This is a genomic window from Streptomyces sp. SID1328, from assembly GCF_009865595.1.
Classification (GTDB): domain Bacteria; phylum Actinomycetota; class Actinomycetes; order Streptomycetales; family Streptomycetaceae; genus Streptomyces; species Streptomyces griseoluteus.
On sequence record NZ_WWKH01000438.1, the window covers coordinates 1 to 13,602 of the forward strand.

Annotated in this window: 11 protein-coding genes and 1 pseudogene; 5 read left to right on the forward strand and 7 right to left on the reverse strand. The window is 71.8% G+C overall.

Features of this window, described 5'->3' with window-relative positions:
• Window positions 1-491: pseudogene (locus GT030_RS13075) on the forward strand (hypothetical protein); the annotation flags it as partial.
• Window positions 492-558: 67 nt separating this feature from the next.
• Here GT030_RS13075 and lysS read toward each other — a convergent pair.
• Window positions 559-2,292 (reverse strand): lysine--tRNA ligase, encoded by a 1,734-nt coding sequence (gene lysS, locus GT030_RS13080; RefSeq protein WP_161201258.1) that lies wholly within the window; start codon window positions 2,290-2,292, stop codon window positions 559-561.
• A gap of 159 nt (window positions 2,293-2,451) precedes the next feature.
• Here lysS and argS point away from each other — a divergent pair, with 159 nt between their 5' ends.
• The 3 genes from argS (at window position 2,452) to GT030_RS13095 (ending at window position 5,815) form a co-directional block, all read left to right on the forward strand.
• Window positions 2,452-4,221: an arginine--tRNA ligase gene (gene argS, locus GT030_RS13085; RefSeq protein WP_161201259.1), complete on the forward strand. Its 1,770-nt coding sequence runs from the start codon at window positions 2,452-2,454 to the stop codon at window positions 4,219-4,221.
• A gap of 159 nt (window positions 4,222-4,380) precedes the next feature.
• Window positions 4,381-4,632 (forward strand): hypothetical protein, encoded by a 252-nt coding sequence (locus GT030_RS13090; protein ID WP_130331205.1) that lies wholly within the window; start codon window positions 4,381-4,383, stop codon window positions 4,630-4,632.
• A 13-nt stretch (window positions 4,633-4,645) separates the two neighbouring features.
• Window positions 4,646-5,815, forward strand: a complete 1,170-nt coding sequence (locus GT030_RS13095; protein WP_161201260.1) for a flotillin family protein — start codon at window positions 4,646-4,648, stop codon at window positions 5,813-5,815.
• 47 nt (window positions 5,816-5,862) lie between these two features.
• Here the strand turns inward: GT030_RS13095 and hemB are convergent, their stop codons facing one another.
• The 6 genes from hemB to GT030_RS13125 form a co-directional block, all read right to left on the reverse strand.
• Window positions 5,863-6,855: a porphobilinogen synthase gene (hemB, locus tag GT030_RS13100; protein ID WP_161201261.1), complete on the reverse strand. Its 993-nt coding sequence runs from the start codon at window positions 6,853-6,855 to the stop codon at window positions 5,863-5,865.
• Window positions 6,856-6,974: 119 nt separating this feature from the next.
• A complete protein-coding gene (locus tag GT030_RS13105) occupies window positions 6,975-8,678 on the reverse strand; it encodes a uroporphyrinogen-III synthase (protein ID WP_161201262.1) in 1,704 nt (567 codons plus the stop codon).
• Window positions 8,675-9,634 (reverse strand): hydroxymethylbilane synthase, encoded by a 960-nt coding sequence (gene hemC, locus GT030_RS13110; RefSeq protein ID WP_161201263.1) that lies wholly within the window; start codon window positions 9,632-9,634, stop codon window positions 8,675-8,677. The genes GT030_RS13105 and hemC overlap by 4 nt, the downstream gene beginning before the upstream one ends.
• On the reverse strand, window positions 9,631-11,340 hold the full coding sequence (locus GT030_RS13115; RefSeq protein WP_161201264.1) for a glutamyl-tRNA reductase: 1,710 nt from the start codon (window positions 11,338-11,340) through the stop codon (window positions 9,631-9,633). Before GT030_RS13115 ends, hemC begins: the two co-directional genes overlap by 4 nt.
• Entirely contained in the window at window positions 11,337-12,095 is a 759-nt protein-coding gene (locus GT030_RS13120) for a redox-sensing transcriptional repressor Rex (protein WP_161201265.1), read from the reverse strand. Before GT030_RS13120 ends, GT030_RS13115 begins: the two co-directional genes overlap by 4 nt.
• A 222-nt stretch (window positions 12,096-12,317) precedes the next feature.
• On the reverse strand, window positions 12,318-12,599 hold the full coding sequence (locus GT030_RS13125; protein WP_202460038.1) for a glutaredoxin family protein: 282 nt from the start codon (window positions 12,597-12,599) through the stop codon (window positions 12,318-12,320).
• 117 nt (window positions 12,600-12,716) lie between these two features.
• Between GT030_RS13125 and GT030_RS13130 the strand changes: the two genes are divergently transcribed.
• Window positions 12,717-13,602: HAD-IB family hydrolase (locus GT030_RS13130; RefSeq protein WP_161201267.1), on the forward strand; the 886-nt coding region annotated here is incomplete at its 3' end.

Here is a 13,602-nt window from a genome sequence, read left to right on the forward strand (position 1 = left end):
AGGCCGCTCCGGCACCGCAGGCCCAGGCCGAGCAGCAGCCTTTGCCCCCGGAGGCCGAGGACGAGAACAGCCCCTGGTTCCAGACGCCCCCGCGTGACACCGACTACCACGGCGGCTACGACCCGGCCTTCGACCCCGGCCCGGACCCCCAGTACTTCCCCGAGGAGCAGTACGGGGACTGGTACGAGGAGCAGCCCCCGGAGCGGTTCCAGCAGCCCTCCCCGGAGGAGACCGGCAGCTTCCCGATACCCGTCGGCCCCAATCGCACCCGCGAGCTGGGCGAGGGCGGGGGGCCGGCGGAGCCGGACGAGGAGGACCTGTACCAGGTCTTCCGCCGGTCGATAGACGGCAGTTACCCGACCCCGCTGGTGCTCGGCGACAACATCCAGGCCACCTACGGCAGTTCACCGGACTCCGGCCGGCTGAAGGCCCTGGTGGAGCGCTTCCAGCAGCGCCACATGGCGGAGCTGGAGGAGGACCACATCGCCTGACCCCGCGCACACGCGAGGAGGGGGCGCCCGGTGATGACACCGGGCGCCCCCTCCTCGTATGCGCGGCCTACTCCCCGAGCAGGGCCCGCACCCGCTCCTGACCGACCGCCAGCAGCAGCGTGGGCAGACGCGGGCCGGTGTCCCGGCCGACCAGCAGGTGGTACAGCAGGGCGAAGAAGGTCCGCTGGGCCGTCTTGATCTCCGGCGGCAGCTCCTTGGGCGTGGCGTCGGCGGAGAAGCCGGCGCGCACCTTCGGGACGCCGTAGACGAGGTGGGTCAGGCCGTCCAGCGACCAGTTGTCCGCGAGCCCGTCGAGCAGCAGGCGCAGCGACTGGCGGGCCTCGTCGTCCAGCGACTTCAGCAGCTCGGCGTCCGGCTCCTCGCGCACGATGGTGCGCTGGTCGGCGGAGACGTAGGTGTTGATCCACGCCTCGGCCTTGTCGTACCGGGGGCGGGCGTCGGCGAGGTCGGTGATCGGGTTGGCCGGGTCCAGCTCGGACAGGATGCGCAGCGCCTGGTCCTGGTGTCCGGCGGTGATGTCCGCGACCGAGGCCAGCGTGCGGTACGGCAGCGGGTGCGCGGTCTTCGGCAGCTCACCGGCTGCGGTGCCCACCGCGCGCGTGTACGCGGCGACGTCACCGGGGAGCGCGGAGCCCTCGGCGACCTTGCCGGCGAGCTTGTCCCACTCGTCGTAGAGGCGCTGGATCTCCTGGTCGAAGGCGATCTTGAAGGACTGGTTGGGGCGGCGACGGGCGTACAGCCAGCGCAGGAGCTGCGGCTCCATGATCTTCAGCGCGTCGGCCGGGGTGGGCACACCGCCGCGCGAGGACGACATCTTGGCCATGCCGGAGATGCCGACGAAGGCGTACATGGGGCCGATGGGCTGCTCGCCCTCGAAGATCCCGACGATCTGGCCGCCGACCTGGAAGGAGGAACCCGGCGAGGAGTGGTCGACGCCGGAGGGCTCGAAGATGACGCCCTCGTAGGCCCAGCGCATCGGCCAGTCGACCTTCCAGACCAGCTTGCCCCGGTTGAACTCGCTCAGCCGGACCGTCTCGCCGAAGCCGCAGGCGGTGCAGGTGTAGGCCAGCTCGGTGGTGTCGTCGTCGTAGGAGGTGACGGTGGTGAGGTCCTTGCCGCACTCGCCGCAGTACGGCTTGTACGGGAAGTACCCGGCGGAGCCGGAGCTGCCGTCGTCCTCGGCGGCCGCGCCGGAACCCTCCTCGGCCTCCAGCTCGGCCTCGTCGACCGCCTTCTGCTGCGGCTTCTTGCCCGGCGCCTTCTTGGTGCGGTACTGGGCGAGGATCGCGTCGATGTCACCGCGGTGCTTCATCGCGTGCAGGATCTGCTCGCGGTAGACGCCCGAGGTGTACTGCGCGGTCTGGCTGATCCCGTCGAACTCCACACCCAGCTCGGCGAGCGCCTCGACCATGGCGGCCTTGAAGTGCTCGGCCCAGTTCGGGTACGCGGAACCCGCCGGCGCCGGGACCGAGGTCAGCGGCTTGCCGATGTGCTCGGCCCAGGACTCGTCGACGCCCGCGATCCCGGCCGGGACCTTGCGGTAGCGGTCGTAGTCGTCCCAGGAGATCAGGTGCCTGACCTGGTACCCGCGCCGCCGGATCTCGTCGGCGACCAGGTGCGGGGTCATCACCTCGCGCAGGTTGCCCAGGTGGATCGGGCCGGACGGGGAGAGCCCGGAGGCGACGACGACCGGTTTGCCCGGAGCCCGACGCTCCGACTCCTGGATGACGTCATCCGCGAAACGGGAGACCCAGTCGGCGGTGTCGGGGCTCTGAGCCACGATCGGTGCTCCTTAGTTCGGGGTGCCGGTCCGGCGGTTGTCCTCCGCCGGCCTCCTCCCATAATCCCAGACACTCCCGCGCGCGAAAAAACGCCTTTACCCCCCGTGGGATACTGGCCGGGACCATCCATTCCCACGAGGAGAACGGCACCCTTACCTATGGCCTCGGTCACGTCCCTCAGCGACTCCGTCCAGCAGCATCTCGCCTCCGCCCTCTCGGCCGCCCTGCCGGAGGCCGCGGACGCGGACCCGCTGCTGCGACGAAGTGACCGGGCCGACTACCAGGCCAACGGCATCCTCGCGCTCGCCAAGAAGGCCAAGGCCAACCCGCGTGAGCTGGCGACCCGGGTCGTCTCCGGCATCGTCACCGGCGAGGTGATCGCGGACGTCGAGGTCTCCGGCCCCGGCTTCCTCAACATCACCGTCGCGGACAGGGCGATCACCGAGAACCTGGCCGCCCGGTACGCGGACGACACCGGCCGCCTCGGAGTGCCGTACGCCGCGCACCCCGGCACCACGGTGATCGACTACGCGCAGCCGAACGTGGCCAAGGAGATGCACGTCGGCCACCTGCGCTCGGCGGTCATCGGCGACGCGATGGTGCGGCTCCTGGAGTTCACCGGCGAGAACGTGGTCCGCCGGCACCACATCGGCGACTGGGGCACCCAGTTCGGCATGCTCATCCAGTACCTGGACGAGCACCCGCACGAGCTGGACCACAAGGAGTCCGAGGTGTCCGGCGAGGAGGCGATGTCCAACCTGGACCGCCTCTACAAGACCGCGCGCAGGCTGTTCGACTCCGACGAGGAGTTCAAGACCCGTGCCCGGCGCCGGGTGGTCGACCTCCAGGCGGGCGACCCGAAGACCCTCGCCATCTGGCAGAAGTTCGTGGACGAGTCGAAGATCTACTTCTTCTCCGTCTTCGACAAGCTGGACATGGAGGTCCGCGACCCCGACATCGTCGGCGAGTCCGGGTACAACGACATGCTCGCGGAGACCTGCCGCCTGCTGGAGGAGTCCGGCGTCGCGGTCCGCTCCGAGGGCGCGCTGTGCGTGTTCTTCGACGACATCAAGGGCCCGGAGGGCAACCCGGTCCCGCTGATCGTGCAGAAGTCCGACGGCGGCTACGGCTACGCGGCCACCGACCTCTCCGCGATCCGCGACCGCGTCTTCAACCTCAAGGCGTCCACCCTGCTGTACGTGGTGGACGCCCGGCAGGCCCTGCACTTCCGGATGGTCTTCGAGACCGCGCGCCGCGCGGGCTGGCTGAACGACGACGTGACCGCCGTCCAGCTGGCCTTCGGCACGGTCCTCGGCAAGGACGGCAAGCCGTTCAAGACCCGTGAGGGCGAGACGGTCAAGCTGGAGAACCTGCTGGACGAGGCCGTCGAGCGGGCCACCGCCGTGGTCCGGGAGAAGGCCGGGAAGGTGGGCCTGACCGAGGACGAAATCGTCGAGAACGGCCGGTACGTCGGCGTCGGCGCCGTGAAGTACGCCGACCTCTCCACCTCGGCCGTGCGGGACTACAAGTTCGACCTGGACCAGATGGTCTCGCTCAACGGCGACACCTCGGTGTACCTCCAGTACGCGTACGCCCGTATCCAGTCCATCCTCCGCAAGGCCGGCGAGGCCCGCCCCGCCGCCCACCCGGAGCTGGCGCTGGCCCCGGCGGAGCGCGCGCTGGGCCTGCACCTGGACCAGTTCGCGGAGACGGTCCTGGAGGTGGCCGCGGCCCGCGAGCCGCACAAGATGGCTGCCTACCTCTACCAGCTCGCCTCGCTGCTGACGTCGTTCTACGACCAGTGCCCGGTGCTGAAGGCCGACTCCCCCGCCCAGGTGGAGAACCGCCTGTTCCTGGTCGACCTGACCGCGCGCACCCTGCACGAGGGCATGGCGCTGCTGGGCATCCGGACGCCCGGGAAGCTCTGACCCGTACGACCCGAATCGGCCCGGCCCGCCCTGTGCGGACCGGGCCGATTCGCATGAGCGGCGGTCCTTCAAAAGCCGGAGAAAACCTTGGTGTACGCCCGTCAATCGCGGGTCTATCGTCGGACCGGAGGACCAGAAACGACGGGAGGCAGCCGGGCGATGGCACAGGACGAAGCCGTGATCGGCTGCACGGGGGAACTGCTCATCGGCACGCGTGGCTCCGCCGGTCCCGGCGAGATCCTGGTGCGGGTCAGAGGCGGCTCCGAGACCTTCCTCGCCTGGTCGCAGGAGCCGCTGCCGCGCGGGGCGACCGTACTCGTGATCGAGTCACGGGGGTTGCGTGAGGTCGATGTCATCGCGTGGGGCGATCCATTGGACACGCTGGGCGGGCTGTCCGCCGGCGTCGACTGAGGAGACGAGCAGTATGTTCGGTTACCGCGTTCCCGCCCCCGACGAGGCGATGCTGATCTCGGGTGGCAGGCGGGGACTGGGGGGCGCGCCGTTCCGGGTGGTGACGGGGCACGGGAAGTTCGTGCTCCCCGTGTTCCGCAAGGTCCGCTTCCTCACGCTGTCGATGTGCGAGGCCGAGGTCACCGAGACCTGTGTGACCAAGCAGGGCATCGCCCTGCACGTCCGCGCCGTGATCGCCTTCAAGGTCGGCAACGACCCGGAGAGCATCATCAACGCCGGCCAGCGCTTCCTCTCCGACCAGGAGCAGATGTCGGTGCTGACCGGGCGGATCTTCGCGGGCCACCTGCGCGCGATCATCGGCTCCATGACGGTCGAGGAGATCGTCACCGAGCGGCAGAAGCTCGCGGCCGAGGTGCTGGACACCTCGAAGACGGAGATGGCGAAGATCGGCCTGATCGTGGACTCGCTCCAGATCCAGTCGATCGACGACGGCAACACCGGTTACATCGACGCGATGTCCGCCCCGCACAAGGCGGCCATCCGGCGGCAGGCCCAGATCGCCCAGGCCCAGGCCAACCAGGCCGCCGCCGAGGCGGAGCAGGTAGCGGCCCGCAAGCAGGCGGAGTACGCCCGGCAGACCGCGGTGGTGCAGGCGGAGTACTCGGCGCAGGTGGACCGCGCCCAGGCCGAGGCCGCCCAGGCCGGCCCGCTGGCGCAGGCGCACGCGCAGCAGGAGGTGCTGGCCGCGCAGACCGAACTGGCGCTGCGCAAGGCGAAGTTGCGTCAGCAGGAGTTGGTCGCGGAGATCGTGAAGCCCGCGGAGGCGGAGGCGGAGCGGGTCCGGGTGCTCGCCATCGCGGACGCCGAGCGGATGAAGATCCAGGCCGAGGCGGCGGCCTCGCACGACCGGGTCGCCCTGGACCGGATGCTGATCGACCAGCTCCCGCAGATCGTGAAGGAGGCCGCGGGCGGCCTCAAGGGGGCCAACGTCAACGTCCTGAACGGCGCGGACGGTCTCGGCGAGATAGCCGCCGGGCTGGTCGCCCAGGGCCTGACGATCCTGGACTCGGTCCGCAACAACCTCAGCGGCCAGAACGGCAACCAGCCGTCCGACGCCGGGCAGCACAACGGCCGCCTGGAGATCCAGGGCCCGCGCACCTCGGAGGGTGACGGGCCGAAGTAGCCGGCCCCGGTCACCGCGCCGCATCGGGCGCGGTGACCGGCGACCCGCTAGCGCAGCTTCCGCGCCGCCTCGGTGGCCCAGTAGGTGAGGATGTTCCGCGCCCCGGCCCGCTTGATCCCCGTCAGGGACTCCAGGATGGCCCGGTCGCGGTCGATCCAGCCCTTCTCGGCGGCGGCCTCGATCATCGCGTACTCGCCGGAGACCTGGTACGCGGCCACCGGCACGTCCACCGCGTCGGCGACCCTCGCCAGAATGTCCAGGTAGGGCCCGGCCGGCTTGACCATGACCATGTCCGCGCCCTCGGCGAGGTCCAGCTCCAGCTCACGCAGCGACTCGCGCAGGTTCGCCGGGTCCTGCTGGTAGGTCTTGCGGTCGCCCTGCAGGGAGGACCCGACCGCCTCGCGGAAGGGCCCGAAGAAGGCGGAGGCGTACTTCGCGGTGTACGCGAGGACCGCCACGTCCTCCCGGCCGATCTGGTCCAGCGCGTCCCGGACGACCCCGATCTGGCCGTCCATCATGCCGCTCGGGCCCACCACATGGGCGCCCGCGTCGGCCTGGACCTGCGCCATCTCGGCGTACCGCTCCAGGGTGGCGTCGTTGTCGACGCGGCCCTCGGCGTCCAGCACCCCGCAGTGGCCGTGGTCGGTGAACTCGTCCAGGCACAGGTCGGCCATGACCAGCAGGTCGTCACCGACCTCGGCGCGCACGTCGCGCAGGGCGACCTGGAGGATGCCGTCGGGGTCGGTGCCCGGCGTGCCGAGCCCGTCCTTCTTCGACTCCTCCGGCACCCCGAAGAGCATGATCCCGGAGACGCCCGCCTCGGCGGCCTCCAGCGCGGCCTTCTTCAGGCTGTCGCGGGTGTGCTGCACGACACCGGGCATCGCCGCGATCGGCACCGGCTCGCTCACGCCCTCCCGGACGAACGCCGGAAGGATGAAGTCGGCCGGATGCAGCCGCGTCTCCGCGACCATCCGACGCATGACGGGCGAGGTCCGCAGCCGCCGCGGCCGCGCACCGGGAAAGGAACCGTACTTCGACATGCCTTCTACGCTACGCCCGCTCCTGTCGTGCCTTTACCGACGCGCAGTCGGGCGGGAGCACCGGGAAAAGCGAGCGGGGCGCCCCCGTGAAGGGACGCCCCGCTCGTGCCGTGAAGGGCTCAGGTCGTCGTGCGGCGCCTGCGCGCGCCCGGCCGGCGCTCGCTGGGACGGGTGACCGGGTCGCCCGCCTCCAGGGCCGACGTGCGGCGCTTCATGCCGAACGTGGCCAGGGCCTCGGCCAGCTTGTGGACGGAGGGCTCCGGGGCCATGACGTCGACGCGGAGACCGTGCTCCTCGGCCGTCTTGGCGGTCGCGGGGCCGATGCAGGCGATGACCGTCACGTTGTGCGGCTTGCCCGCGATGCCCACCAGGTTGCGGACCGTGGAGGACGAGGTGAAGAGCACGGCGTCGAAACCGCCGCCCTTGATCGCCTCACGGGTGTCCGCCGGCGGCGGCGACGCGCGGACCGTGCGGTACGCGGTGACGTCGTCCACCTCCCAGCCCAGCTCGATCAGCCCGGCCACCAGGGTCTCGGTGGCGATGTCGGCGCGCGGCAGGAAGACACGGTCGATCGGGTCGAAGACCGGGTCGTAGGGCGGCCAGTCCTCCAGCAGGCCCGCGGCCGACTGCTCACCGCTCGGCACCAGGTCCGGCTTCACACCGAAGGCGATCAGCGCGTTGGCGGTCTGCTCACCCACCGCGGCCACCTTGATGCCCGCGAAGGCACGCGCGTCCAGCCCGTACTCCTCGAACTTCTCCCGCACCGCCTTGACCGCGTTGACCGAGGTGAAAGCGATCCACTCGTAGCGGCCGGTGACCAGGCCCTTGACCGCGCGCTCCATCTGCTGCGGGGTGCGCGGCGGCTCGACGGCGATGGTCGGGACCTCGTGCGGCACCGCGCCGTAGGAGCGGAGCTGGTCGGAGAGCGAGGCGGCCTGCTCCTTGGTGCGCGGCACGAGGACCTTCCAGCCGAACAGCGGCTTGGACTCGAACCACGAGAGCTGGTCGCGGCGGGCGGCGGCGGACCGTTCGCCGACCACGGCTATGACCGGCCGGCCGCCGTCCGGGGACGGCAGCACCTTGGCCTGCTTCAGCGTCTGCGCGATCGTGCCCAGCGTCGCCGTCCAGGTGCGCTGGCGGGTCGTCGTACCGGCGACCGTGACGGTGAGCGGGGTGTCCGGCTTGCGGCCCGCCGACACCAGCTCCGCGGCGGCGGCCGCGACGGAGTCCAGCGAGGTGGAGACGACCACCGTGCCGTCCGAGGCACCCACCTCCGTCCAGCACCGGTCGGAGGCGGTACGCGCGTCCACGAACCGCACGTCGGCGCCGCGGGCGTCGCGCAGCGGGACACCGGCGTACGCGGGCACGCCGGTCGCGGCCGCGACACCGGGGACGACCTCGAAGGGCACCCCGGCGGCGGCGCAGGCGAGCATCTCCTCGGCGGCGTCGGTGTCCAGTCCCGGATCACCGGCGACCGCACGGACCACCCGCCTGCCGCCCCGTGCGGCCTCCATGACAAGATGAGCCGCATCCTGGGCGGCGGCCGGGGCCACAGCGGGAGTTGACGCACCGTCAACGACCGTGAGCTGCGGTGCGCCCGGAAGCGCGTCCGGGGAGGAGGCCGCTTCCGTCGGAACGACGGAGACGCCCTGCCGGGCGTGCGTCCGGATCACGTCGAGCACCTCGTGCTCGGCGACCAGGACGTCCGCGTGGGACAGCGCCTCCACGGCGCGCAGAGTCAGCAGTCCCGGATCTCCGGGTCCGGCACCCAGGAAGGTGACGTGCCCGTGCTCGGGACCGGCGGGAAAGGCGGTGGGGCTCAATGTGCTCGCTCCCCCATCAGACCGGCCGCGCCCTGGGCGAGCATCTCGGTGGCGAGTTCGCGCCCGAGTGCCATCGCCCCGTCGTGCGTCAGGGGCACGGAACCGGTGGTGGACTGCTGCACCATCCGCGAGCCGTCGGTCGTGCCGACGACGCCGCGCAGGCGCATTTCCTTGATTACAGGCCCGTCGATCAAGAGGTCGGCCAGCGCACCCACAGGGGCGCTGCAGCCGGCCTCCAGCGCGGCGAGCAGTGACCGCTCGGCGGTGACGGCGGCCCGCGTGTGCGGGTCGTCGAGTTCACCGAGGGCGGCGACGAGATCCGCGTCGGATGCCGCGCACTCGATCGCCAGGGCCCCCTGGCCGGGGGCGGGCAGGACCGTGTCGACCGACAGGAAGTCGGTCACCTCGTCGATCCGGCCGATCCGGTTGAGTCCGGCGGCCGCGAGCACGACGGCGTCCAGCCGTCCCTCGTGGACGTACCCGATGCGGGTGTCCACGTTGCCGCGGATCGCCACCGTCTCGATGTCCAGCTCGTGGGTCCGCGCGTACGCGTTGAGCTGGGCCATGCGGCGCGGCGAGCCGGTGCCGATGCGCGCGCCGCGCGGCAGGTCGGTGAACTTCAGCGCGTCGCGGGCCACGATCACGTCCCGCGGGTCCTCCCGCACCGGCACGGCGGCCAGCGCGAGTTCCTCGGGCTGCGTGGTCGGCAGGTCCTTGAGCGAATGAACCGCGAAGTCCACCTCGCCGCGCACCAGCGCGTCCCGCAGCGCCGTGACGAACACCCCGGTGCCGCCGATCTGCGCCAGCGCCTCCCGGGAGACGTCGCCGTACGTGGTGATCTCGACCAGCTCGACGGGCCGGCCGGTCACCCGGCTCACGGCGTCCGCCACCTGCCCGGACTGGGCCATGGCGAGCTTGCTCCGCCTCGTCCCCAGTCGCAGTGCCTTGTCAGTCATGCCGGTCGGTCCTTCTCGTCTGTGTTGTCCACGGCCCGCGAGACGGCGGCGACCGTCTCCGGGTCGAGGTCGAACAGGGTGCGCAGCGCGTCCGCGTACCCGGTGCCTCCGGGCTCGGCCGCGAGCTGCTTGACCCGTACGGTCGGCGCGTGCAGCAGCTTGTCCACCACGCGGTGCACGGTCTGCCGGATCTCGCCGCGCAGGCGGTCGTCCAGGCCGGGCAGGCGTCCGTCGAGCCGCGCGATCTCGGCGGCGACGACGTCGGCGGCCATGGTGCGCAGCGCTACCACGGTGGGTGTGATGTGCGCCGCCCGCTGTGCCGCGCCGAACGCCGCGACCTCGTCGGAGACGATACGCCGAACCTGGTCCACGTCGGACGCCATCGGGGCGTCGGCCGACGCCTCGGCCAGCGACTCGATGTCCACCAGGCGCACCCCGGCCAGCCGGTGCACGGCCGCGTCGATGTCGCGGGGCATGGCGAGGTCGAGGAGGAAGACGGCCGGGGCCGGGCGCGGGATCTCGGCGACCGGTTCGGGCCTGCGGTACTCGGGGACGCGGCCCGCGGCGGCGACGGCCTCGGCGAGCGCGGCGATCAGTCCGGCGTCGGCCTCGGGGGTGAAGCGGCCGCCCGCGTCGTGCTCGCGGCCCTGCTCCCGCAGGGAGGTGCCCTCGCCGACCCAGGCGGCGTGCTGCTCCAGGGTTGCCGCGTCCATCCCGGCGACGGCGGCCTCGCCGTGCACGGAGAAGCCGGGCGTGCCCTGCACGGAGGCCAGGTCCAGCGGGCAGTTCTCGTCGGTGCCGGCACCGGCCGGCGGCAGGTCGACGGTCCCGGCCGGAGCCTCGGCGCTCACGTCGGCCGCCGGTTCCCCGGTGCGGCCGGCGACGGCCTCGGCGACGGCGTCCGCCGTCAGCACCAGACCGGTCGCGCCGGTACAGGAGACGACCACGTCGGCACGTGTAAGTTCCGCCGCCACGGCGTCCATCCGGACCGCGCGGGCGGTGGCGCCCTCGGCGTCGGCGAGGATCTGCGCGAGCCGCTCGGCGCGCTCGAAGGTGCGGTTGGCGACGACGATCTCGCCGACCCCGGCCCGCGCCAGCGTGGCGGCGGCCAGCGAGGACATCGACCCGGCGCCGATCACCAGCGCGGTACGGCCCCGCGCCCAGCCCGGCACGTCGGTGTCCGCGGCGAGCTGCTCCAGGCCGAAGGTGACCAGGGACTGCCCGGCGCGGTCGATACCGGTCTCGGAGTGGGCGCGCTTGCCGACGCGCAGCGCCTGCTGGAAGAGGTCGTTCAGCAGCCGCCCCGCGGTGTGCAGGTCCTGGGCACGGGCGAGGGCGTCCTTGATCTGGCCGAGGATCTGCCCCTCGCCGACGACCATGGAGTCCAGCCCGCAGGCCACCGAGAACAGGTGGTGGACGGCCCGGTCCTCGTAGTGGACGTAGAGGAACGGCGTCAGCTCCTCCAGGCCCACCCCGCTGTGCTGGGCGAGCAGCGTGGACAGCTCGGCGACACCGGCGTGGAACTTGTCGACGTCGGCGTACAGCTCGATGCGGTTGCAGGTGGCGAGCACCGCGGCCTCGGTGGCCGGGTCGGCGGCGACGGTGTCCTGGACCAGCTTGACCTGGGCGTCCGCGTTCAGCGCGGCACGCTCCAGCACGCTGACCGGGGCACTGCGGTGGCTCAGCCCTACGACGAGAAGGCTCATGCCGGCATCACGGCGGGCATGTCCCCGTCGGGTCCCTGGCCGTCGGCACTCGCGCGCTTGGCGGGTACGGCTCCGTCGCCGGAGGCGGTCTCCTCGCCGGCCTTGCGCTGCTCGTGGAAGGCGAGGATCTGCAGCTCGATGGAGAGGTCGACCTTGCGCACGTCGACGCCGTCCGGGACGGTCAGCACGGTCGGCGCGAAGTTCAGGATGGAGGTGACCCCGGCGGCCACGAGCCGGTCGCAGACCTGCTGGGCGGCGCCGGCGGGGGTGGCGATGACGCCGATGGAGACGCCGTTGTCCTCGATGATCTTCTCGAGTTCGTCGGTGTGCCGCACCGGGATGCCCGCGACCGGCTTGCCGGCCATCGCGGGATCGGCGTCTATGAGCGCCGCGACCCGGAAGCCGCGCGAGGCGAAGCCGCCGTAGTTGGCGAGGGCCGCGCCGAGGTTTCCGATACCGACGATGACGACGGGCCAGTCCTGGGTGAGGCCCAGCTCGCGGGAGATCTGGTAGACGAGGTACTCCACGTCGTACCCGACGCCGCGGGTGCCGTAGGAGCCCAGGTAGGAGAAGTCCTTGCGCAGCTTCGCGGAGTTGACGCCCGCCGCCGCGGCCAGTTCCTCGGAGGAGACCGTGGGGACCGAGCGCTCCGACAGGGCCGTCAGCGCTCGGAGGTACAGCGGAAGCCGGGCGACGGTGGCCTCGGGAATCCCTCGGCTGCGGGTCGCCGGTCGGTGAGTTCGGCCAGTTGCCACGGTGCTCCTGCGGGTAGAGCGGGGCTGCGAGCGGTCATGCTTCCCCGGACCGCCCCGTCGACAAGAAGGCTATGTCTTTGTGAACGTGTGCACAAAGATGGTGTCCGATTTGCCCGGCCAACGTGACCGGGGTCACGCATGCCCGTTGCGGGGCTCTACCTGGGGGCAAAACTACACACTCGCCGCGTTTCGTGCCCCCAAGGCCCCCTCCGGAGCCGTCCGTCACCCGCTCAGCGCGCGGCGCAGCCGTCCCTCGTCCACCCGCCAGAAGGTGTGCTGCTCGCCGTCGACCAGGACGACCGGGATCTGCTCCCAGTACTGGTCGTGCAGCGCGCGGTCCTCGGTGATGTCCCGCCCCTCCCAGGGCACGCCGAGTTCGCCGCAGACTTTCTCGATCACGGCCTGCGCGTCGTCGCACAGATGACAGCCGGGCTTGCGGATCAGGGTGACCAGCCGCTCCTGGGGGGCGGCCTTGCACCGGAAGAGGGGACTCATACGAGTCATTGTCCCGCTCCGCACCCCCGCCCCGGCCCTTGCGCGGAGCGGTACGTATGCCCGGAGTTCACAGACTCCGAACCTCTCGGCTCCGGAACCGCCGAACGGACTGGCTATGCTCACGCCATGGCCGCTCTTGGATGGCTCACCCCCCGTAGGCGCTCCGCCACGGCGCGGAGCGTGTTGGCAGGCGAGGCTTCCGCGGAGGCCGCCCGCAAGTCCACGCAGGAACACCCGGAACCCGCGGGCGCCGAGCGGGAACCGGAGTTCCCCGTGCTCGGCGACGACCGGGCCGCCGCCTTCTTCGACCTCGACAACACCGTGATGCAGGGCGCCGCGCTCTTCCACTTCGGGCGCGGTCTGTACAAGCGGAACTTCTTCGAGACCCGGGAACTGGCCCGGTTCGCCTGGCAGCAGGCATGGTTCCGGCTGGCCGGGGTCGAGGACCCCGAGCACATGCAGGAGGCCCGCGACTCGGCGCTCTCCATCGTCAAGGGCCACCGCGTGGCCGAGCTGGAGACGATCGGCGAGGAGATCTACGACGAGTACATGGCCGAGCGCATCTGGCCCGGCACCCGCGCGCTCGCCCAGGCCCACCTGGACGCGGGCCAGAAGGTCTGGCTGGTGACGGCGGCCCCGGTGGAGATCGCCCAGGTCATCGCCCGCCGCCTCGGTCTCACCGGCGCGCTCGGCACGGTCGCGGAGTCCGTCGACGGCGTCTACACCGGCCGCCTGGTCGGCGAGCCGCTGCACGGCCCGGCCAAGGCGGAGGCGGTACGGGCGCTGGCCGCCGCCGAGGGGCTGGACCTCTCCCGCTGCGCCGCGTACAGCGACAGCCACAACGACATCCCGATGCTCTCCCTGGTCGGCCACCCCTACGCGATCAACCCGGACACCAAGCTGCGCCGGCACGCCCGCGACAAGGACTGGCGGCTGCGCGACTACCGCACCGGCCGCAAGGCCGCCAAGGTCGGCATCCCGGCGGCCGCCGGGGTCGGCGCGGTGGCGGGCG